This is a genomic window from Enterobacter hormaechei ATCC 49162 (genome assembly GCF_001875655.1).
GTDB lineage: Bacteria > Pseudomonadota > Gammaproteobacteria > Enterobacterales > Enterobacteriaceae > Enterobacter > Enterobacter hormaechei.
On the sequence record NZ_MKEQ01000001.1, the window covers coordinates 1,414,506 to 1,436,184 of the forward strand.

General features: G+C 58.1%; 20 protein-coding genes. 10 read left to right on the forward strand and 10 right to left on the reverse strand.

Features of this window, described 5'->3' with window-relative positions; genetic code table 11:
- The first annotated feature begins 32 nt into the window (after positions 1 to 32).
- Together bioA and BH712_RS07095 are read left to right on the forward strand one after the other, a co-directional pair.
- The gene (bioA, locus tag BH712_RS07090; protein ID WP_006809537.1) at positions 33 to 1,340 is read left to right on the forward strand and encodes an adenosylmethionine--8-amino-7-oxononanoate transaminase; all 1,308 of its coding nucleotides are present in this window, start codon (positions 33 to 35) and stop codon (positions 1,338 to 1,340) included.
- Between the two features lie 48 nt (positions 1,341 to 1,388).
- Positions 1,389 to 1,865 (forward strand): kinase inhibitor, encoded by a 477-nt coding sequence (locus BH712_RS07095; protein WP_006809538.1) that lies wholly within the window; start codon positions 1,389 to 1,391, stop codon positions 1,863 to 1,865.
- Between the two features lie 86 nt (positions 1,866 to 1,951).
- Here BH712_RS07095 and hutH read toward each other — a convergent pair whose 3' ends face one another.
- The 5 genes from hutH to hutI form a co-directional block, all read right to left on the reverse strand.
- Positions 1,952 to 3,472: a histidine ammonia-lyase gene (gene hutH / locus BH712_RS07100; protein WP_006809539.1), complete on the reverse strand. Its 1,521-nt coding sequence runs from the start codon at positions 3,470 to 3,472 to the stop codon at positions 1,952 to 1,954.
- Positions 3,469 to 5,157: a urocanate hydratase gene (gene hutU, locus BH712_RS07105; protein ID WP_006809540.1), complete on the reverse strand. Its 1,689-nt coding sequence runs from the start codon at positions 5,155 to 5,157 to the stop codon at positions 3,469 to 3,471. Before hutU ends, hutH begins: the two co-directional genes overlap by 4 nt.
- A 127-nt stretch (positions 5,158 to 5,284) precedes the next feature.
- Positions 5,285 to 6,019: a histidine utilization repressor gene (locus BH712_RS07110; protein WP_006809541.1), complete on the reverse strand. Its 735-nt coding sequence runs from the start codon at positions 6,017 to 6,019 to the stop codon at positions 5,285 to 5,287.
- Positions 6,020 to 6,038: 19 nt separating this feature from the next.
- The gene (hutG, locus tag BH712_RS07115) at positions 6,039 to 6,977 is read right to left on the reverse strand and encodes a formimidoylglutamase (protein ID WP_006809542.1); all 939 of its coding nucleotides are present in this window, start codon (positions 6,975 to 6,977) and stop codon (positions 6,039 to 6,041) included.
- Positions 6,974 to 8,197 (reverse strand): imidazolonepropionase, encoded by a 1,224-nt coding sequence (hutI, locus tag BH712_RS07120; RefSeq protein WP_006809543.1) that lies wholly within the window; start codon positions 8,195 to 8,197, stop codon positions 6,974 to 6,976. Before hutI ends, hutG begins: the two co-directional genes overlap by 4 nt.
- Positions 8,198 to 8,420: 223 nt before the next feature.
- Between hutI and BH712_RS07125 the strand changes: the two genes are divergently transcribed.
- Complete coding sequence (locus BH712_RS07125) at positions 8,421 to 9,704, forward strand: putative acyl-CoA thioester hydrolase (RefSeq protein WP_006809544.1); 1,284 nt, start codon at positions 8,421 to 8,423, stop codon at positions 9,702 to 9,704.
- Positions 9,705 to 9,807: 103 nt separating this feature from the next.
- On the opposite strand, the gene pgl is transcribed toward BH712_RS07125, so the two are convergent.
- Positions 9,808 to 10,803, reverse strand: a complete 996-nt coding sequence (gene pgl / locus BH712_RS07130; protein WP_006809545.1) for a 6-phosphogluconolactonase — start codon at positions 10,801 to 10,803, stop codon at positions 9,808 to 9,810.
- A gap of 119 nt (positions 10,804 to 10,922) precedes the next feature.
- On the opposite strand from pgl, the gene BH712_RS07135 reads away from it, so the two are divergent.
- Positions 10,923 to 11,741, forward strand: a complete 819-nt coding sequence (locus tag BH712_RS07135) for a pyridoxal phosphatase (protein ID WP_006809546.1) — start codon at positions 10,923 to 10,925, stop codon at positions 11,739 to 11,741.
- Here the strand turns inward: BH712_RS07135 and modC are convergent, their stop codons facing one another.
- From modC to BH712_RS07155, 4 genes are all read right to left on the reverse strand, one after another.
- Positions 11,742 to 12,800: a molybdenum ABC transporter ATP-binding protein ModC gene (gene modC / locus BH712_RS07140; protein ID WP_006809547.1), complete on the reverse strand. Its 1,059-nt coding sequence runs from the start codon at positions 12,798 to 12,800 to the stop codon at positions 11,742 to 11,744. It lies immediately after the preceding gene.
- The gene (modB, locus tag BH712_RS07145) at positions 12,800 to 13,492 is read right to left on the reverse strand and encodes a molybdate ABC transporter permease subunit (RefSeq protein WP_006809548.1); all 693 of its coding nucleotides are present in this window, start codon (positions 13,490 to 13,492) and stop codon (positions 12,800 to 12,802) included. The genes modC and modB overlap by 1 nt, the downstream gene beginning before the upstream one ends.
- Positions 13,489 to 14,265, reverse strand: coding sequence for a molybdate ABC transporter substrate-binding protein (gene modA / locus BH712_RS07150; RefSeq protein ID WP_006809549.1), 777 nt, complete (start codon positions 14,263 to 14,265; stop codon positions 13,489 to 13,491). The genes modB and modA overlap by 4 nt, the downstream gene beginning before the upstream one ends.
- Positions 14,266 to 14,443: 178 nt before the next feature.
- Entirely contained in the window at positions 14,444 to 14,596 is a 153-nt protein-coding gene (locus BH712_RS07155) for an AcrZ family multidrug efflux pump-associated protein (RefSeq protein WP_003858549.1), read from the reverse strand.
- Positions 14,597 to 14,723: 127 nt separating this feature from the next.
- Here BH712_RS07155 and modE point away from each other — a divergent pair, with 127 nt between their 5' ends.
- The 6 genes from modE to galM all read left to right on the forward strand — a co-directional run bounded on the left by modE (position 14,724) and on the right by galM (position 21,515).
- Complete coding sequence (gene modE, locus BH712_RS07160; RefSeq protein ID WP_006809550.1) at positions 14,724 to 15,512, forward strand: molybdenum-dependent transcriptional regulator; 789 nt, start codon at positions 14,724 to 14,726, stop codon at positions 15,510 to 15,512.
- A gap of 67 nt (positions 15,513 to 15,579) precedes the next feature.
- The gene (gene modF / locus BH712_RS07165; protein WP_006809551.1) at positions 15,580 to 17,052 is read left to right on the forward strand and encodes a molybdate ABC transporter ATP-binding protein ModF; all 1,473 of its coding nucleotides are present in this window, start codon (positions 15,580 to 15,582) and stop codon (positions 17,050 to 17,052) included.
- Positions 17,053 to 17,253: 201 nt separating this feature from the next.
- Positions 17,254 to 18,270, forward strand: a complete 1,017-nt coding sequence (gene galE / locus BH712_RS07170) for a UDP-glucose 4-epimerase GalE (RefSeq protein ID WP_032673576.1) — start codon at positions 17,254 to 17,256, stop codon at positions 18,268 to 18,270.
- A 9-nt stretch (positions 18,271 to 18,279) separates the two neighbouring features.
- On the forward strand, positions 18,280 to 19,326 hold the full coding sequence (gene galT, locus BH712_RS07175; protein ID WP_006809553.1) for a galactose-1-phosphate uridylyltransferase: 1,047 nt from the start codon (positions 18,280 to 18,282) through the stop codon (positions 19,324 to 19,326).
- A gap of 3 nt (positions 19,327 to 19,329) precedes the next feature.
- Complete coding sequence (galK, locus tag BH712_RS07180) at positions 19,330 to 20,478, forward strand: galactokinase (RefSeq protein WP_006809554.1); 1,149 nt, start codon at positions 19,330 to 19,332, stop codon at positions 20,476 to 20,478.
- Positions 20,472 to 21,515, forward strand: coding sequence for a galactose-1-epimerase (galM, locus tag BH712_RS07185; protein WP_006809555.1), 1,044 nt, complete (start codon positions 20,472 to 20,474; stop codon positions 21,513 to 21,515). Before galK ends, galM begins: the two co-directional genes overlap by 7 nt.
- Positions 21,516 to 21,679: the final 164 nt, after the last annotated feature.

The following is a 21,679-nucleotide window of genomic DNA, read 5'->3' on the forward strand; positions in this document are numbered from 1 at the left end:
GGTTTATACTTGTAAACCTAAAACTTTTCAAAATGGTTTACAAGTCGATTATGACCCAGGACGATCTCGCCTTCGACAAGCAGCATATCTGGCACCCTTACACCTCCACGACCCGCCCCCTTCCCGTCTATCCGGTAGCCTCTGCCCACGGCTGCGAGCTGCATCTCGCCAGCGGCGAGCGGCTTGTTGACGGGATGTCCTCCTGGTGGGCGGCGATCCATGGCTACAACCATCCGCGACTGAACGCGGCGATGAAAGCGCAGATTGACCAGATGTCACACGTGATGTTTGGCGGGATCACGCATCAGCCCGCGGTGGATTTATGCCGTCGACTGGTGGCGATGACGCCTGAATCGCTGGAGTGCGTTTTCCTGGCCGATTCCGGCTCGGTGGCGGTGGAAGTGGCGATGAAAATGGCGTTGCAGTACTGGCATGCGAAGGGCGAAACGCGCCAGCGGTTCCTGACCTTCCGCAACGGCTACCACGGCGACACCTTCGGCGCGATGTCGGTGTGTGACCCGGACAACTCCATGCACAGCCTGTGGAAAGGTTATCTGCCGGAAAACCTGTTTGCGCCAGCCCCACAGAGTCGCTTCGATGGCGAATGGGACGAGATGGACATGGTGGGCTTCGCGCGGCTGATGGCGGCCCATCGCCACGAGATTGCCGCCGTTATTCTCGAACCGATTGTGCAGGGCGCGGGCGGAATGCGGATGTACCATCCCGAGTGGCTGAAGCGCATTCGGAAGATGTGCGACCGCGAAGGGATCCTGCTGATTGCCGATGAGATCGCCACCGGCTTTGGCCGCACCGGGAAATTGTTCGCCTGCGAGCATGCGGGGATCACGCCGGATATTCTGTGCCTGGGCAAAGCGCTCACCGGCGGCACCATGACGCTCTCCGCGACGCTTACCACCCGCCAGGTTGCCGACACCATCAGCGACGGCGACGCGGGCTGCTTTATGCACGGTCCGACGTTTATGGGCAACCCGCTGGCCTGCGCCGTCGCAAGCGAGAGCCTTGCCATTCTGGAGAGCGGCGAGTGGCAGACGCAGGTGGCGGCGATTGAGGCGCAGCTGAAGCAGCAGCTAAGTGCGGCGGCGGAGGCGGAATACGTCGCGGACGTCCGCGTGCTGGGCGCCATCGGCGTGATCGAGACAACGCACCCGGTGAACATGGCCGCGTTGCAGCGCTTCTTCGTTGACCAGGGCGTGTGGGTGCGACCTTTCGGTAAGCTGATTTACCTCATGCCGCCGTACAGCATTTCTGCGGATCAGCTCCACAAGCTGACCGGAGCAGTGGTTAAAGCCGTTAACATTTCAGCGCATTTCACGATTTAACCCCATGCGTTACACTTTCTGAATGAGTGAGTAACGAGGGGAAATCGGATGAAAATCATCAGTAAAGATTTGCGCGATGGCGAAAAGCTGCCGGAACGTCACGTGTTTAACGGGATGGGTTATCAGGGGGATAATATCTCTCCCCATCTGGCGTGGGATGATGTCCCCGCGGGAACCAAAAGTTTTGTCGTGACCTGCTACGACCCGGATGCACCCACCGGCTCGGGCTGGTGGCACTGGGTGGTGGCAAACCTGCCCGCCGACACGCGCGTGCTCCCGCAGGGGTCCGGTTCCGATCTGGTTGCCCTGCCTGAAGGGGCGATTCAGACCCGCACTGACTTTGGCAAAGCGGGCTACGGCGGCGCAGCGCCGCCAAAAGGGGAAACGCACCGCTATATCTTCACGGTGCACGCGCTGGATGTGGACAAGATTGAGGTCGACGAAGGGGCGAGCGGCGCGATGGTAGGGTTTAACGTGCATTTCCATTCGCTGGGCAGCGCGTCGATTACGGCGATGTATTCGTAAAAAAAGCCGGGTGGCGGCTACGCCTTACCCGGCCTACATTTCGCACGCGTAGGCCCGGTAAGCGCAGCGCCACCGGGCAAAAAAAATCACAGCACCGGCGGCAACAGCCCCACCAGCCGCCCTTCTTCCAGAAGCTGTATCGCCATATCAATATCCGGCGCAAAGAAGCGGTCATCATCGTAGTGCGTAACGTGCTCGCGCAGCGTATGACGCGCCTGCTCCAGCAGCGGGCTGGATTTTAGCCCTTCGCGCAAATCAATACCCTGACACGCCGCCAGCCACTCCACCGCCAGTACGCCGCGGGTGTTGGAGGCCACCTCCCACAGTCGACGCCCGGCAGCCGGGGCCATCGAGACGTGATCTTCCTGGTTCGCGGAGGTGGGCAGGCTGTCCACGCTGTGCGGGTGCGACAGCGCTTTGTTTTCGCTTGCCAGTGCCGCAGCTGTGACCTGAGCAATCATAAAGCCCGAATTCACCCCGCCATTACGCACCAGGAACGGTGGCAGCTGGGACATATGTTTATCCATCATCAGCGCGATGCGACGCTCGGACAACGCGCCGATTTCGGCAATGGCCAGAGCGATATTATCCGCCGCCATTGCCACCGGCTCGGCGTGGAAGTTGCCGCCGGAGACCACCTCGTTTTCCTGGGCAAACACCAGCGGGTTATCGGACACCGCGTTGGCTTCCACCAGCAGCACCTCCGCCGCCTGACGCAGTTGCGTCAGGCATGCGCCCATCACCTGCGGCTGGCAGCGCAGAGAATACGGATCCTGCACCTTCTCGCAGTTGTGATGAGAATCAGCAATGTCGCTGGTGTCGGTAAGAACATAGCGGTACAGGGCGGCGGCATCAATCTGACCGCGCTGGCCGCGCACCTCATGGATGCGTGCGTCGAACGGACGACGCGAGCCGAGCACCGCCTCGGTAGTCAGCGCACCGCACACCACCGCGGAGGCGAACAAATCTTCCGCTTCAAACAGGCCACGCAGCGCAAAGGCCGTCGACGCCTGGGTGCCGTTGAGCAGCGCCAGCCCCTCTTTTGCCGCGAGGGTGATCGGGGCTAATCCGGCTTTTTTCAGTGCTTCCTTCGCAGGAAGCCACTCGCCCTGCCAGCGCGCCTGGCCTTCACCCAGCAGCAGCAGCGACATATGTGCCAGCGGCGCCAGATCGCCGGAGGCGCCGACAGACCCTTTCGCCGGGATCCACGGATAAACTTCCGCATTGACCAGCGCCATCAGCGCCTGGATCACGCTCAGACGAATGCCCGAGAAACCGCGCGCCAGGCTGTTGATTTTTAACACCATCATCAGGCGGACAATCTCGTCGTCCAGCGGCTGGCCCACCCCCGCCGCGTGCGACAGCACCAGCGAACGCTGTAAGTTTTCCAGATCGTGCGTGGCAATGCGGGTCTGCGCCAGCAGGCCAAACCCGGTATTGATACCGTAGGCGGTGCGTCCCTCCGCCACAATCGCCTCCACGCAGGCTACGCTGTCGTTAATGGCACGGTGGGCGCTTTCATCAAGGGCGAGTGTCACCGGCTGACGCCAGACCTGACGCAGCTGTTTGAGGGTCAGCGAGCCGGGAGTAAGTGTTAACGCGTTCATGCAGGCTTTCCTTGTGTGGCAGGGATCATCGGCAGGTTCAGGCCCTGCTCTTTGGCACAGTCAATGGCTATCTCGTAACCCGCATCCGCGTGACGCATCACGCCGGTAGCCGGGTCGTTATGCAGCACGCGAGCAATACGTGCCGCCGCTTCGTCAGTACCGTCGCAGACGATGACCATCCCAGAATGCTGGGAGAAGCCCATCCCGACGCCGCCGCCGTGGTGCAGCGACACCCAGGTCGCGCCGCTGGCGGTGTTCAGCAGGGCATTCAGCAGCGGCCAGTCGGAGACTGCATCCGAGCCGTCGCGCATGGCTTCGGTTTCACGGTTCGGGCTGGCGACGGATCCAGAGTCCAGGTGGTCGCGGCCAATGACGATCGGCGCGGAGACTTCACCGCTGCGCACCATTTCGTTGAAGGCGAGGCCAAGTTTTTGCCGCCACTCCAGCCCGACCCAGCAGATACGTGCCGGAAGGCCCTGGAAATTAATGCGCTCGCGCGCCATGTCCAGCCAGCGGTGCAGATGCTCGTCGTCGGCGACAATTTCCTTCACTCTGGCGTCGGTTTTATAGATATCCTCCGGGTCGCCGGACAGGGCAACCCAGCGGAACGGCCCGATGCCGCGGCAGAACAGCGGGCGGATATAGGCAGGCACGAAGCCGGGGAAGTCAAAGGCGTTATTCACGCCCATCTCTTTCGCCATCTGGCGGATGTTATTCCCGTAATCAAAGGTCGGAATGCCCATCTTGCTGAAGGCCAGCATCGCGGAGACGTGTTCCGCCATTGAACGCTTCGCCGCCAGCACCGTGCCTTCCGGGTCGGTTTCCGCCTTTTGCTGGTAGTCTTCCCACGTCCAGCCTTTTGGCAGATAGCCGTGGAGCGGATCGTGGGCGCTGGTCTGGTCGGTGACCAGATCCGGACGCACGCCGCGCGCCACCAGTTCCGGCAGAATATCCGCCGCGTTGCCGCACAGGGCAACCGACACGGATTTGCCTTCAGCGGTGTATTTTTTGATGCGCGCCAGCGCGTCATCGAGGTTGTCGGCCTGTTCATCGACATAACGGGTACGCAGACGGAAATCGATGCGGCTCTGCTGGCACTCAATGTTCAGCGAACATGCGCCCGCCAGCGTCGCGGCCAGCGGCTGCGCGCCACCCATGCCGCCCAGTCCGGCGGTGAGCACCCAGCGGCCTTTCAGTGAGCCGTTGTAGTGCTGGCGGCCTGCTTCCACGAAGGTTTCATAGGTGCCCTGCACAATCCCCTGACTGCCGATGTAGATCCAGCTTCCGGCGGTCATCTGGCCGTACATCGCCAGCCCTTTCGCGTCCAGCTCGTTGAAGTGTTCCCACGTCGCCCAGTGCGGCACCAGGTTGGAGTTGGCAATCAGCACGCGGGGCGCATTTTTATGGGTTTTGAATACGCCGACCGGTTTGCCGGATTGCACCAGCAGCGTTTCGTCGTTTTCGAGATTCGTCAAAGACTCAACAATGGCGTCATAGCACGCCCAGTTGCGCGCGGCGCGGCCTATGCCGCCGTAGACCACCAGCTCGTGGGGATTTTCCGCTACCTCAGGATCAAGGTTGTTCATCAACATGCGCAGCGGTGCTTCGGTGAGCCAGCTTTTTGCAGTGAGCGTGGTGCCGCGCGCGGCGCGGACATCCTGCTTGCGGTATTTCTCTGACGACATTGTGTGTTCCTCATAAGGGACAGATGATGCATTTAGATATACTTGTATAGACAAGCACACACAAGGTCGGATTTAACAAAAAAGATACAATTTTGCTATATTGCGTTAGCGATCACGCTTATAAAACTTATGACATAAAGTGGCCCTGCAACCGGTAGCGGTTCCCCGGGAACAGCAGCTTCGCATGCGATACAATTTGCGAGGATGACCAGGTACGACGGCGGATCAGCAGGCAGGGATCGTGCTCTTTAATACGCAACAACTCGCACTCCTGCGGCGTGGCGCGCACCGCCTCCACGATATGCTCCCCTTCCGTCAGCGGGGCGACGAGCGAGAGATACGCATGTGGCGTGGTTTGGGTGTAATCCTGGCCCAGATAGTCCGGTATCCGCTCCGCGTTGACGCAGCGATCTTCAATCTGGACCGGAATGTCGTTCTCATAATGCACCATCACCGAATGGAAAATCCGGGTGCCCTCTTTCACGTTCAGCTCGATGGCCTGCTCGGCGCTGGCCTGCGTCTCTTCAAGCACCAGCACCTCGCAATGATGCTGATGCTTGCGGGCGGCAATCTCATCGGCAATGCTGCGGATTTCAAACAGCGCCGACTGTCCTTTTGGCTCCGCCACAAAGGTTCCGACCCCTTGCAGGCGCACCAGCAGCCCTTCATCGGTCAGCTCACGCAGTGCGCGATTGATGGTCATGCGGCTAAAGCCAAACTGCGCCACCAGCTCCGCTTCGGAGGGAATACGGTCGTGCGGACGCCAGACGCCAGCGGCAATTTTTTCGCTGATCGCCTTTTTCACCTTCCCATAAAAAGGTGCGGGTGGGCTGGAGGGATGCTGCGGTGAGCGTGAAAACATGCTGACTCCTGTAATGTGTTTATGCCCACCAGTGAGCAATTTGCCAGGCCAGTCGGGCGGCAAGCTTCGCCCCCTGTCCGTCCCGATCGTAGTGCGGATTAAATTCCACCAGATCCGCCGCCTGTAGTTTACCGCTTCGGCAGATACGCTCAATCACCGGGAACAGATCCAGCGCCGGGATCCCCAACGCCGCAGGGGCAGACACGGCGGGCATTTCCGCGGCAGGCAGCACATCAAGGTCAACGGTGAGATAAACCCGGTCGGCCTGCGCAAGAACGTTATCCAGTGAGGGTAGCGCATTCCGGCGAAAATCAAGATCTTCAACCAGCGTCACGTTCAGTCGCTCAGCTTCCTTCCACAGCGCCTGGGTATTCGCCGCGCGGCTTACCCCCAGGCAGGCGTAGTGAAACGCCCGCGAATGAGACGCGCAGTAGTGCGCCAGCTGGCGGAACGGCGTGCCGGACGTCGCCCGTTCAGCCTTGCGTAAATCGAGGTGCGCATCCAGGTTGATCACCGCAATGCGCTCGTTCGGAAAGGCGTCCAGCACGCCGCGCCCGTGCGCCCAGGCGGTTTCATGTCCACCGCCGAAAACCAGAGTACGCATCCCGGATTGCTGGCACGCGGTTATGGCCTCGCTCAGCGCCTGCTGTGCCGCCTCCAGCGCGTGGCCTTCAACATAAACAGAACCCATATCCACGAGACGCTCATGCCCCTGATGGCTCGCCATATTCGCCAGCGCGCCGCGCAACACATCGGGCGCCTGTGCTGCACCGGGTCTGCCCTGATTACGCTTGACCCCTTCATCACATTCAAATCCCATCAGAGCGATGCCTGACGACGCAGGTGCAAAGTGTTCGCGCTGCTGTGTGGTCTGGAAGAGACGTTTCGCGGTGCTGGACTCGGCGCTGTCGTCACGCCCCTGCCAGACCTGCGGGGAAACGGGATGCCACAATTTCATGCTACCTGCCCCCGAAAAACACGTTGATATAAGGGATTTCGCCCCGGCTCGTAAACCATCTCAACCGGATGATTCGCCTCCCAGACGACAAAATCAGCCACATAACCTGGCTTTAACTGCCCGTGCGTCGCGCCGCGTCCTAGCGCCTGCGCCGCATGCCGCGTCACGCCAGCCCAGGCCTCTTCCGGTGTGAGGCCAAACTGGACGCAGGCCATGTTCATCGCCAGATGCAGGCTGGCAAACGGACTCGTTCCCGGGTTGTAGTCGGTGGCCACCGCCATCGGCACACCCTGCTCTCTGAGCTGCGCCACCGGTGGACGCTGGCGCTCCTGAAGAAAATAGAACGCGCCGGGGAGCAGTACCGCCACCGTACCGCTTTGCGCCATGGCCTGAATACCTGCATCATCGAGATACTCGATATGATCGGCCGACAGCCCTTTATACTGGCTGACCAGCGCCGCGCCGCCCAGATTCGACAGCTGCTCTACATGCCCTTTTACCGGGATGCCGAGCGCGGTGGCGGCCCGGAACAGGCGCTCAGTTTGCGCCGGGGTAAAGCCAACGTTTTCACAAAACACGTCCACCGCTTCAAATAACTCTTTTTGCCACAGCGTGGGCATGATCTGCTCACAGATCAGCGCCAGATAGGCATCCGGATCCTGTCGGTACTCGGCAGGAACGGCATGCGCGGCCAGTAGCGTCGGGCTGATATCAATCAGATTGTTCAGGCTGAGCTGGCGGGCCACCAGCAGCATTTTCTCTTCGGCTTCGGCATTCAGACCGTATCCCGATTTGATTTCAACGGTCGTTACGCCTTCATTCATTAGTCGCTGGAGTCGCTGCTGCGCCACCGCGAGGAGCGTTTCCGGCGAACTGTTGCGGGTGGCCGTGACCGTGGCGTTAATTCCGCCGCCCTGCGCGCTAATGGTCTGATACGACACGCCGTTAAGCCGTTGCTCCCATTCCGCTGCGCGATCGCCGCCGAACACCAGATGGGTGTGACAATCGATAAGGCCAGGGGTAACCAGACGCCCGTCGAGATCGACACACTGGCGATGCCCGGCGGGGATCTCTGATTCAGGAATAACGGCCAGAATCGTCTGGCCGCGCACGACGAGAGCATGGTGTTCTTTCAGGCCATAGGGTTCCGGCTCACCTGTCGCCAGGGTTGCCAGTCGCGCATTTCGCCATATCACATCATCGGGATGAAGCTGCTGCATGTGCCTTCCACTTGTCATGGGTTGTATAGACATTTATTTTCATCTGTCGCCTGCTGTCAACCGCCTTGCGGGAAAATGTTATTTTTTTGTGATGACTTTCCCGTCGCCTCCGGGCAAAAATGCAACTTTTCCCCTTTTTATCTTCCCGTTTCGCTCAACTTAGTATAAAAAAGCAGGCTATTTCGTCTATCCAGATAAGACTTGCATACCCAGGAGCATTACCTTGACTATTTCCAGGATTTCCCGTCTGGCGTTGGCACTCGCCTTTGGCGTGACTTTATCCGCTTGCAGTTCAACACCACCGGATCAGCAACCTTCTGAGCAGGTTGCTCCGGGCACCGCTTCCCGTCCGATCCTGTCAGCGGATGAAGCGAAGAACTTCACCCGTGCGCACTACTTCTCGGCGATGGATCCTAATGCAGCTCCGTGGACGCCTTCTTCTATTAACCTGCCGAAACAGCCAGACTTCGTTGTCGGCCCGGCTGGGGCGCAGGGCGTCACGCACACCTCTATTCAGGCAGCCGTTGATGCCGCAATCACCAAACACAGCGCATCCCGCCAGTACATTGCCATCCTGCCTGGTGAATACGAAGGCACCGTTTATGTTCCGGCGGCACCGGGAAGCATTACGCTTTACGGCCTGGGCGAAAAAGCGGTCGACGTGAAAATTGGTCTGGCGATTGATTCAGAGATCGACACCACCACCTGGCGTCATCTGGTGAACCCGGCCGGTAAATACATGCCAGGGAAACCGGCGTGGTATATGTTTGATAACTGCCAGCGCAAACGTGCCGCCACCATTGGCGTGATGTGCTCGGCGGTATTCTGGTCGCAGAACAACGGTCTGCAATTGCAGAACCTGACCATTCAGAACACCCTGGGCGACAGCGTTGACGCCGGTAATCACCAGGCCGTGGCGCTGCGTAGCGATGGCGACAAGGTACAGATTAACAACGTCAATATTCTGGGCCGCCAGAACACCTTCTTCGTGACCAACAGCGGCGTGCAGAACACCCTTCAGAACAACCGTCTGACGCGCACTCTGGTGACCAACAGCTACGTTGAAGGCGACGTGGATATGGTCTCCGGTCGCGGTGCGGTGGTGTTTGAGAACACCGACTTCCGCGTGGTGAATTCACGTACGCAGCAGGAAGGTTACGTCTTCGCGCCAGCGACCCAGTCCAACCTGTTCTATGGTTTCCTGGCCGTGAATAGCCGCTTTACCGCAGCGGGCGATGGCGTGGCGCAACTCGGTCGCTCTCTGGACGTGGACTCCGCCACTAACGGCCAGGTCGTGATCCGCGACAGCGTGATTAACGAAGGCTTCAACATGGCGAAACCGTGGGCGGATGCGGCGATCTCAAAACGTCCATTCTCCGGCAACACCGGCACGGTGGATGATAAAGAGAACGTGCAGCGCAACCTGAACGACGCTAATTTCAACCGCATGTGGGAATACAACAACCGCGGGCTGGGTAGCAAAGTGGTCGCTGAGCCGAAGCAGTAACGCGCATGTTGCCGGGTGGCGGCTGCGCCTTACCCGGCCTAGCCCATGCAGTAACCGCGCATAAAAAAACCTCGCATTTGCGAGGTTTTTTTTCGTCTACGGATCAGTGCGCGTTAATGACAACCCACATTGGCCCTTGTCCGACCGCATAGCGTCCTTTCTCTTCCAGTAGACCCTGCACGCCCTTGATTTCATAGAGCGCAATGTGGTGGGATTTCTGCCCCGCCGCAATCAGGTATTTGCCGCTGTGATCGACATTAAAGCCGCGCGGCTGGGTTTCTGTCGGCTGGAAGCCTTCAACTGCCAGAACGCTGCCATCCTCAGAGACGCTGAAAACGGTGATCAGACTGGAGGTACGGTCACAGGCATACAGGTGGCGGCCATCCGGCGTGATGTGAATATCTGCCGCCCAGCGTGTGTCGGAGAAGTCAGCTGGCATCATGTCCAGCGTCTGTACGCACTCGATCTGCCCGTTAGGATCGTTCAGTTCCCACACGTCTACCGAGCTGTTCAGCTCGTTCACGACATAGGCATACTGCTGATTCGGGTGGAAGACCATGTGGCGCGGGCCTGCGCCTTCCACGGTGGTGACTTCCGCTGGGCTTTGTGCGACCAGATGGCCGTCATCGCTCAGGGTAAACAGGCAGATGCGATCCTGCTTCAGCGCTGGCACCCACAGCGTACGGTTATCCGGTGAAATGTTGGCGGAGTGGCAACCTTCGAGCCCCTCTACCACGTCGACGGTTTCAACGGGAATACCGTCTTCCAGGCGGGTGACGCTCACGCAGCCTGCATTGTAGGAGCCGCTGAAGATAAAGTTGCCTTTATGGTCGGTAGAAATATGGGTCGGGCTGCCCGGCAGCGCGGCTTCTGCGGTGTAAGTCAGCGCGCCGTCATCCGGGGAGATGCGGTATGCCAGTACGCGGAATTCCGGGCGTACGCCGACATAAAGAAAACGTTTATCCGGGCTGACGACCATCGGCTGTACCTGGCCTGGCACATCAACAACCTGAACCAGCGTAAGCGAACCTTCTGTATTCAAACGCCAGACATGGATCTGCTGACTTTCAGGACTGGCGGTATAAACGGTTTGTTTCATGAATACTCCTGATTATTTTTAACGGTGAATGCTGAATTGTAGTTCGGGATTTTGCAGGGATCCGCTCTGGGTGTACCATCCCGACAGACCTTAAATTCAACATTAACCCGGAAGAAAAAATGACCTCGCGAGTGATTGCCCTGGATTTAGACGGAACACTGCTTACCCCTCAGAAAACCCTGCTCCCCTCTTCTCTTGAGGCCCTCAAACGAGCCCAGGAAGTGGGGTATCAACTCCTCATCGTAACGGGTCGACACCACGTAGCCATTCATCCTTTTTATCAGGCACTGGGCTTAGATACACCTGCAATTTGTTGTAATGGCACCTATTTGTATGATTATCAGGCAAAAAAGGTTTTAGCCTCCGATCCGCTTCCCGTTACGCAGGCGCTGCAATTGATTGATTTGCTGGATGAGCACGCGATTCACGGCCTGATGTATGTGGATAACGCCATGGTCTATGAGCGTCCTACCGGCCATGTGATCCGCACCAGCAACTGGGCACTGTCACTGCCGGAAGCGCAGCGTCCGGTGTTCACTCAGGTTTCCTCCCTGCGCCAGGCGGCGGAAGACGTCGAGGCAATCTGGAAGTTTGCCCTGACCGATGAAGACACCACTAAACTGAATACCTTCGCAAAACATGTTGAGCATACGCTGGGTCTGGAATGTGAATGGTCCTGGCACGATCAGGTGGATATTGCCCGCAAAGGCAACAGCAAAGGCAAACGTCTGACCCAGTTCGTGGAATCGCAGGGCGGATCAATGCAGGACGTAATTGCCTTCGGCGATAACTATAACGACATCAGCATGCTGGAAGCGGCCGGAACGGGCGTGGCGATGGGCAATGCCGATGATGCGGTGAAAGCGCGCGCTGACGTGGTGATTGGCGATAACACCACCGACAGCATCGCGCAGTATATTTATACCCACCTGCTGTAATCAGGCGGTGATGGAAACGCTCTTGATTTGCGCGTAAAGCCACAGGCCAGGCTTGATGCCTAACTCATCCCTGGCCCACGGGCTGATGCGCGCCCACAGCGTTCTGCTGCCCACCTCCAGCTGCACTTCCACCTGGCCGTTATCATCAAAACACTGCGCCACTTTTGCGCGCAAAATATTGCGGATACTGGTTTGCAGCGGCGGTTGCAGCACCAGGGAGACGTCCGACGCCTGAATGCGGATCCGTAACGTCGACTGAATCGGCGTATCGATTTTATTCACCCACAAATGCTGATCGCCCAGCGCCAGCGCGGTCATCGCATAATGTGGATGGTGCTCCAGCACGCTCACCTTCAGAATGCTGCTCTGCTGCTCCTTTGGCAGCCACGGATGCATAACGCTGCTGCCCCACACCTCTTCCAGATTGCCGAATGCCTTCACCCTGCCCGCTTCCAGGACCAGCACTTTGTCGGCCAGATGTAAGATCTCATCCAGCGAATGGCTGACGTAGAGCATTGGCACGTTGATTTCCCGCGCCAGACGTTGCAGGTACGGCAGCAGCTCGCGCTTGCGCGGAATATCCAGAGAGGCCAGCGGCTCATCCAGCAGCAACAGCTCCGGCGCGGTTAACAGGGCGCGGCCAATTGCCACGCGCTGTTTTTCCCCCCCCGACAGCGACGACGGCAGACGATCCAGCAGCGGTTCGATGCCCAGCAGCGCCACCAGCTTATCAAACTGTCCGGCCATGCTTTTTGCCATGCCGTAGCGCAGATTTCCGCGCACGCTGTAATGCGGAAACAGGCGCGCATCCTGAAACACATAGCCGATGCGGCGTTTTTCCGGTGACAGGCAGACCTTCTTCTCCGCGTCATTTAAGACGCGGTTATTTAACACAATACGGCCAGACTGGGGACGCGTCAGGCCGCTAATCGCATTAATTAGCGACGTTTTACCTGCCCCGGACACGCCAAAAATGGCGGTAATACCGCTGGCAGGCAGCGTTTCGTTCAGCGTCAGGGTGTGGTTGCCCAGGGTTTGCGTAAAATTGAGTTCCAGCATCACGGTTTCCCCATCCGTTCACGGCTGAGGCGCGCCAGCCACTCGGACACCAGCAGCGAGACCAGGGCGAGCACAATCGAAATAATACACAGCCGGGCCGCCGCACCTTCGCCGCCCGGCGTCTGAATCAGGGTATACATGGCCGACGGGATGGTCCGCGTCTCGCCGGGAATGTTCGACACAAAGGTGATAGTCGCACCAAACTCGCCCAGCGAGCGGGCGAAGGCTAACACCGTACCGACGATAATACCCGGTAGCGTGAGCGGCAGCGTGATGGTCAGAAAGACCCGCCAGCGGCCAGCGCCGAGCGTGCGGGCGGCCTGCTCTAGCCGGATATCCACCCCTTCCAGCGCCAGGCGGATAGCGCGCACCATTAGCGGGAATGACATCACCGCCGCGGCCAGCACCGCACCACGCCAGCTGAAAGCAAAGGTCAGGCCGAACCAGTCATACAACCATTCGCCGATGAAACCGCGCCGCCCCATGGAGATCAGCAGCAGATATCCAACCACCACAGGCGGTAAGACGAGCGGAAGATGGAGAACACTGTCGAGCAGGGCTTTGCCTGGAAACTTCACGCGAACCAGTAACCAGGCAAAGAACACCCCGAAGGGCAAACTCAGCGCAACCGCCAGGGAAGAGACTTTCAGGCTCAGCAGCACGGCCTGCCATTCAGGTTCGGTCAATATCATTCGTGAGTCGTAAATCCGTAACGTTTAAAGATAGCGGACGCTTCCGGCCCCTTCAGGTAGTCAACGAAGGCCGTCACGGTCGCATTTTTATGTCCATCAACTATCGCAACAGGATATTCCACTTTCTTATGCGAGTCTTCCGGGAAGGTGCCTACCACCTTCACACCTTTACTGGCGACGGCATCGGAGCCGTAAACAATCCCGAGTGGGGCTTCGTTACGCTCCACCAGCGCCAGCGCGCCGCGCACGTCTTCTGCGGGGGCCAGTTTCGGCGATAAGGTCTCCCATGCGCCCAGTTTTTGCAGCGCTTCTTTGGCATAAATCCCGGCAGGAACATGCTCCGGATCGCCCACCGCCAGACGGCCGCCGTTGAGCAGACGGGTCCAGTCCGTCTGTTTGTTAATGGCGATGTCGCCCTGCTTACCGTTTACGGGCGCGACCACCACCAGGCTATTTCCCAGCAGCGTTTCGCGGGTAGCCGTTTCAACAGACTTTTTCTCAACCGCATAATCCATCCATTTCTGATCGGCAGAGATGAACAGATCCGCAGGTGCCCCCGCTTCGATCTGGCGAGCCAACGTGGACGAGGAGGCAAACGACGAGACGACCTCGACGTTTTTCTCTTTTTTGTATACCGCAGCAATATCCTGCATCGCGTTAGTCAGCGACGCCGCCGCAAAGACCGTGATTTTTCCTTCATCCGCCAGCGCGTGGCCGGTGAGAGAGAGCGTCAGCGTTGCCCCTGCAAAAAGGCGTACCCATGAACGTGCCATTTGAATCTCCTGTACGTATCGTTATATACAAACAAATATAACGATATGTCGCAGGCGTTCCTAGCGCTAAATCGTACCCATTAATGCGTAAACGCAAGGAACGTTGTAAAAGATATCGGCGGGAGAGGGATAAACTTGAGAGCAAAACGCCCGGGCTGGCCGGGCGTTTTGGAGGAAATCATTGCTGCTTTTTAGGCTGGTCTCGACGATGACCAATGTTCGAAAAGACGTTGAACACTTCACCCAGGCCGTAGATGGCACCGAGGATGATAGCCATCACTACTGGCACCATGATTACCGCGAATACCAGACTTTTCAACAACTCTAACATGGTTTTCTCCAGATCTTGTGAACGGCTTATTCTACCCTGAAAAGTAAGAAAAACATCCCCTTTTGTGCGGTGCGCTTTCCGCCCCCGGGCATTTGGGTCACAATAGCCTTTTTGCCAGGACACTGTTATGCAGGCCGAAATTCTCCTCACCCTACGACTTCAGCAGAAGCTTTTCGCCGATCCGCGGCGCATCGCCCTGTTAAAACAAATAGAACAAACTGGCTCGATTAGCCAGGGGGCCAAAAACGCCGGCATCAGCTATAAAAGCGCCTGGGATGCGATTAACGACATGAATACCCTGAGCGAACACACGCTGGTGGAGCGCGCCACCGGCGGGAAAGGCGGCGGCGGCGCCGTGTTGACGCGTTACGGGCAACGTCTGATCCAGCTCTACGATTTACTGGCGCAGATCCAGCAAAAAGCATTTGATGTGTTGAGCGATGACGACAACCTGCCGCTGGACAGCCTGCTGGGCGCCATCTCCCGTTTCTCCTTGCAGACCAGCGCCCGTAACCAGTGGTTTGGTACGGTGACCGGGCGTGACCATTCGCAGGTGCAGGAGCATATTGAGATCCTGCTCGCGGACGGCACGACGCGCCTGAAGGCCGCCATCACCGCGCAAAGTGGTCAACGCCTTGGGCTGAACGAAGGTAAGGACGTGCTGGTATTACTCAAAGCCCCCTGGATCAGCATCACGCTTAATCCTGAGCAGGCCGCAGAAGCCGATAACCAGCTACGCGGACGTATCAGCCACGTCGAGCGCGGTGCAGAACAGTGTGAAGTGCTGATGACCCTGCCGGATGGACAGCCGCTCTGCGCTACCGTGCCGGTGAACAACGCCACCGAATTAGAAGAAGGTGCTGTGGTGACCGCATATTTCAATGCAGACCGGGTAATTATCGCCACATTGTGCTAAGCGCATTGACAACCCTGCTAACAGTGAGTATCCCTGACATCTGTTGCTGCAAAAAATGGGATAACACATGTCATCATTGCATATTTCGCAAGGCACGTTTCGTCTTAGCGATACCCGTACCTTATCGCTGCCAGAGTTGACCCTGCGCGCCGGAGAAAGTTGGGCGTTTGTGGGCACGAACGGCAGCGGAAAATCGGCGCTGGCCCGCGCTCTGGCGGGTGAATTAACCCAGCTGAAGGGTGAACGCCGGTGCACCTTTACCCGGATGACGCGCCTTTCCTTTGAACAGTTGCAAAAGCTGGTCAGCGCTGAGTGGCAGCGTAACAATACCGATTTGCTCAGCCCCGGCGAAGAAGATACCGGCCGCACGACGGCGGAAATTATCCAGGATGAGATAAAAGATCCTGCCCGCTGCCAGCAGCTGGCGGAGCAATTTGGCATTACCGCCCTGCTTAACCGTCGCTTCAAATACCTCTCTACCGGCGAGACGCGCAAAACGCTGTTGTGCCAGGCGCTGATGAGCGAGCCGGAACTCCTGATCCTGGATGAACCCTTTGACGGGCTGGATGTGCAGTCCCGCGCGCAGCTTGCAGCATTGCTGGCGACGCTCAACCAGCAGGGATACACCCTTGTGCTGGTCCTTAACCGCTTTGATGAGATCCCGGATTTCGTACACTATGCGGGCGTGCTTGCAGACTGTAGCCTGACCGAAACCGGCGAGAAAGCCGTGCTGCTGCGGCAGGCGCTGATTGCGCAGCTGGCGCACAGTGAAAAACTGGACGGTATCGCCCTGCCGGAGCCGGATGCGCCTTCGGCACGCCACGGGCTGGATCCCGCTCAGCCGCGCATTGTGCTGCGCGACGGGGTGGTTGCTTACGACGATCGCCCTATTCTTCATCACCTCAGCTGGACGGTTAATCCTGGCGAGCACTGGCAGATTGTCGGCCCCAACGGGGCAGGTAAATCCACGCTGCTGAGCCTGATCACCGGCGATCACCCGCAGGGATACAGCAACGATCTGACCCTCTTTGGCCGTCGGCGCGGCAGCGGGGAAACCATCTGGGACATCAAAAAGCACATCGGCTATGTCAGCAGCAGCCTGCATCTGGACTACCGGGTGAGCACCTCGGTGCGAAACGTGATCCTCTCTGGCTTCTTTGACTCTATCGGTATTTATCAGGCGGTATCCGACAAGCAGCACAAGCTGGCGCAGCAGTGGCTGGATATTCTGGGCATGGACAATCGGATAGCCGATGCGCCATTCCACAGCCTGTCGTGGGGGCAGCAGCGGCTGGCACTGATCGTCCGCGCGCTGGTCAAACACCCTACGCTACTGATTCTGGACGAGCCGTTGCAGGGGTTGGATCCGCTTAACCGTCAGCTGATCCGCCGCTTTGTGGATATCCTGATTAGCGAAGGTGAAACCCAGCTGCTGTTTGTGTCCCACCATGCGGAGGATGCGCCATCCTGCATCACCCATCGGCTGGAATTTGTCCCGGACGGCGAGCATTACCGCTACCTGCTAAGCAAAATCGATTAACCTCTGGAGGGCGCTGCCCTCCGCTTTTCAGACAACCTGCAACAACACATCTCTATCTCTTTGATCTACAATGCACTCACTCTTTTAAAAAGCGGGTGTGAAAACCAGTGTAAACGATACCACTATTTTATCCCATGTCACACTTTTCGCGTCTCTGATATGCTATGGTTAATTCATACCATAAGCCTAATGGAGCGAAATATGCGAGTTCTGGTAACAGGTGGTAGCGGTTACATAGGAAGTCATACCTGTGTGCAACTGCTGCAAAGCGGCCACGATGTCGTCATTCTTGATAACCTGTGCAACAGTAAGCGCAGCGTGCTGCCGGTCATTGAACGCCTTTCGGGTAAACAGCCGACTTTCGTGGAAGGCGACATCCGCAATGAAGCGTTGATGACGGAAATCCTTCACGATCACGCGATTGAAACCGTTATCCACTTCGCCGGCCTGAAAGCGGTTGGCGAATCGGTGGCAAAACCGCTTGAGTACTATGACAACAACGTCAACGGTACCCTGCGCCTGATCTCCGCCATGCGTGCGGCGAACGTTAAAAACTTTATCTTCAGCTCCTCCGCCACCGTCTACGGCGATCAGCCAAAAATCCCTTACGTTGAAAGCTTCCCGACCGGTACGCCGCAAAGTCCGTACGGCAAAAGTAAGCTGATGGTGGAGCAGATCCTCACCGACCTGCAAAAAGCCCAGCCGGAGTGGAGCATCGCGCTGCTGCGCTACTTCAATCCGGTTGGCGCGCATCCGTCAGGGGATATGGGCGAAGATCCGCAGGGCATTCCTAATAACCTGATGCCCTATATCGCGCAGGTTGCCGTAGGGCGTCGCGAATCCCTGGCGATTTTTGGTAACGATTATCCCACCGAAGATGGCACCGGCGTACGCGATTACATTCACGTGATGGATCTGGCCGACGGCCACGTAGCGGCGATGCAGCAGCTGGCGGATAAACCGGGCGTGCATATTTACAACCTCGGCGCCGGGATCGGCAGTAGCGTACTGGATGTGGTGAACGCCTTCAGTAAAGCCTGCGGCAAGCCGGTGAATTATCACTTCGCGCCCCGCCGTGACGGCGACCTCCCGGCTTACTGGGCCGATGCCACCAAAGCGGATAAAGAGCTTAACTGGCGTGTCACCCGCACGCTTGATGAAATGGCACAGGATACCTGGCACTGGCAGTCACGCCATCCGCAGGGGTATCCGGACTAAGGATTTGTCATGACGAAATTCAATCCCGTCGATCACCCCCATCGTCGTTTTAACCCGCTCAGCGGGCAATGGATTTTGGTTTCACCGCATCGCGCCAAGCGCCCCTGGCAGGGGGCGCAAGAGACGCCTGCCAAACAGACGCTGCCTCAGCACGATCCGGACTGTTTCCTCTGTCCAGGCAATACGCGCGTGACGGGCGATAAAAACCCCGATTACACAGGCACTTTCGTTTTTACTAACGACTTTGCCGCGCTGATGACCGATACGCCGGACGCGCCGGAAAGCCACGATCCGCTGATGCGCTGCGAAAGCGCCCGCGGCACCAGCCGCGTGATCTGCTTCTCTCCCGATCACAGCAAAACCCTGCCGGAGCTGAGCGTTGAGGCGTTGAAAGAGGTGGTTACTACCTGGCAAACGCAAACGGCGGAGCTGGGCCAGACCTACCCGTGGGTGCAGGTGTTTGAAAATAAAGGCGCGGCGATGGGATGCTCAAACCCCCATCCGCACGGTCAGATTTGGGCGAACAGCTTCCTGCCAAATGAAGCCGAGCGTGAAGACCGACTGCAAAAAGCGTATTTCACCGAGAACGGTTCGCCGATGCTGGTGGATTACACCCAGCGTGAGCTGGCGGATGGCAGCCGTACCGTGGTGGAAACCGCGCACTGGCTTGCGGTAGTCCCTTACTGGGCGGCGTGGCCGTTTGAGACGCTGCTACTGCCTAAAGCCCATGTTCAGCGCATCACGGACCTCAACGACGCCCAGCGTGACGACCTTGCGCTGGCGCTAAAAAAACTGACCAGCCGTTACGACAACCTCTTCCAGTGCTCTTTCCCCTACTCCATGGGCTGGCACGGCGCGCCGTTTAACGGCGAAGAGAATCAACACTGGCAGTTACATGCACACTTCTACCCGCCGCTGCTGCGTTCTGCGACGGTACGTAAATTCATGGTGGGCTATGAAATGCTGGCGGAAACCCAGCGTGACCTGACGGCGGAACAGGCGGCAGAACGTCTGCGTGCCGTTAGCGACGTCCATTATCGCGAATCAGGAGTCTAAAAAATGAGTCTGAAAGATAAAACACAATCCCTGTTTGCTGAGAAATTTGGCTACCCTGCCACCCATGTTATTCAGGCGCCAGGCCGCGTTAATCTGATCGGCGAGCACACCGACTATAACGACGGTTTTGTCCTGCCCTGTGCCATCGACTACCAGACGGTGATCAGCTGCGCGAAACGCGACGATCGTCACGTGCGGGTGATCGCTGCGGATTACGACAACGAAATTGACGAATTTTCTCTCGATGCGCCGATCGTAACCCACGACAGCCAGCAATGGTCGAACTATGTTCGCGGCGTGGTAAAGCACCTGCAAAAGCGTAACAAGAATTTCGGCGGAGCCGATCTGGTGATCAGCGGCAACGTGCCGCAGGGGGCGGGATTAAGCTCTTCTGCATCACTGGAAGTGGCGGTCGGCACCGTGTTCCAGCAGCTTTATCATCTGCCGCTGGACGGGGCGCAGATCGCCCTCAACGGTCAGGAAGCGGAAAACCAGTTCGTGGGCTGCAACTGCGGCATTATGGATCAGCTGATTTCCGCGCTGGGTAAGAAAGAACATGCTTTGCTGATTGACTGCCGCTCCCTCGGGACCAAAGCGGTTCCGCTGCCGAAAGGTGCGGCGGTGGTGATCATCAACAGTAACTTCAAACGCACCCTGGTGGGCAGCGAGTACAACACCCGCCGCGAACAGTGCGAAACCGGCGCGCGCTTCTTCCAGCAGCCAGCCCTGCGTGATGTCTCACTTGATGAATTTAACAAGGTTGCTCACGAGCTGGATCCGGTTGTCACGAAGCGCGTGCGTCATATACTGACGGAAAATGCCCGTACTGTAGAAGCCGCCTCCGCGCTGGCAAAAGGTGATCTGAAACGGATGGGCGAGCTGATGGCAGAATCGCATGCCTCAATGCGTGACGATTTCGAAATCACCGTGCCGCAAATTGACACCCTGGTGGAAATTGTGAAAGCCACGATTGGCGACAAAGGCGGCGTGCGTATGACCGGCGGCGGATTTGGCGGGTGCGTCGTCGCCCTGGTGCCGGAAGAGCTGGTCCCTGCCATTCAGGACGCGGTGGCTAAACAGTACGAAGCCAAAACGGGCATCAAAGAAACTTTCTATGTCTGCAAAGCATCACAAGGAGCCGGACAGTGCTAAACGAAACACCAACACTCGCACCGGATGGTCTGCCGTATCGCCTGTTAACCCTGCGCAACAGCGCCGGGATGGTGGTTACGCTGATGGACTGGGGCGCAACGTTACTTTCTGCCCGCGTACCGATGCCTGACGGCAGCGTGCGCGAAACCTTGCTCGGCTGTGCATCGCCCGAGCAGTATATCGAGCAGACCGCGTTTCTGGGCGCATCCATCGGCCGCTACGCCAACCGCATCGCCAGAAGCCGGTTTACGCTGGACGGCGTAGAGTATTCCCTGCTTTCAAGCCAGGGTGAAAATCAGCTGCACGGCGGCCCGGAGGGGTTTGATAAACGTCGCTGGAAGATTGTGCAGCAGAATGACGGTGAGGTCTGGTTCTCTCTGGACTCCCTCGACGGAGACCAGGGCTTCCCGGGCAATCTCACCGCAACCGCGCGCTTCACCCTGACCGAAGATAATCGCATCGCCATTGAGTACCGCGCAACGGTCGACAAGCCGTGCCCGGTCAACCTGACCAACCACGCCTATTTCAACCTTGACGGCAACCAGACCGATGTTCGCAGCCACAAACTTCAGATCCTGGCGGACGCGTATCTGCCGGTCGATGAGATGGGTATCCCTTATCAGGGGCTGAAGCCAGTTAGCGGTAATAGCTTTGATTTCCGCCAGCCGAAAACCATCGCCCAGGATTTCCTCAGTGATGACGATCAGCGTAAGGTGAAAGGCTACGACCACGCTTTCCTGTTGCAGGCGAAAGGCGATCTTTCTCAACCTGCCGCACAGGTCTGGTCGGCTGATGAGAAGTTACAGATGACGGTCTACACCACTGCCCCTGCGCTACAGTTCTACTCCGGTAACTTTCTGGAGGGGACAACGGCGCGTGAACATGACGCCTACAGCGCCTGGCAAGGACTGGCGCTGGAGAGCGAGTTCCTGCCGGACTCGCCTAACCATCCTGAATGGCCGCAGCCGGACTGCGTGCTACGTCCGGGTGAAGGGTACGTGAGCGTCACCGAGTATCATTTCATTCCGCGCGCTTAATGTCCGGCGGCGCTACGCATGTACGGGCCTGCGAATGAAGGCCGGATAAGCGAAGCGCCATCCGGCAAAAAAGCCAGCCCTCCCGACGAGGGCTTTTTTCTGCTCCGCTTGCTGAAAATAGCGGCGATCGCAGACAAAATCATAACCCTTGATTCACATGCATC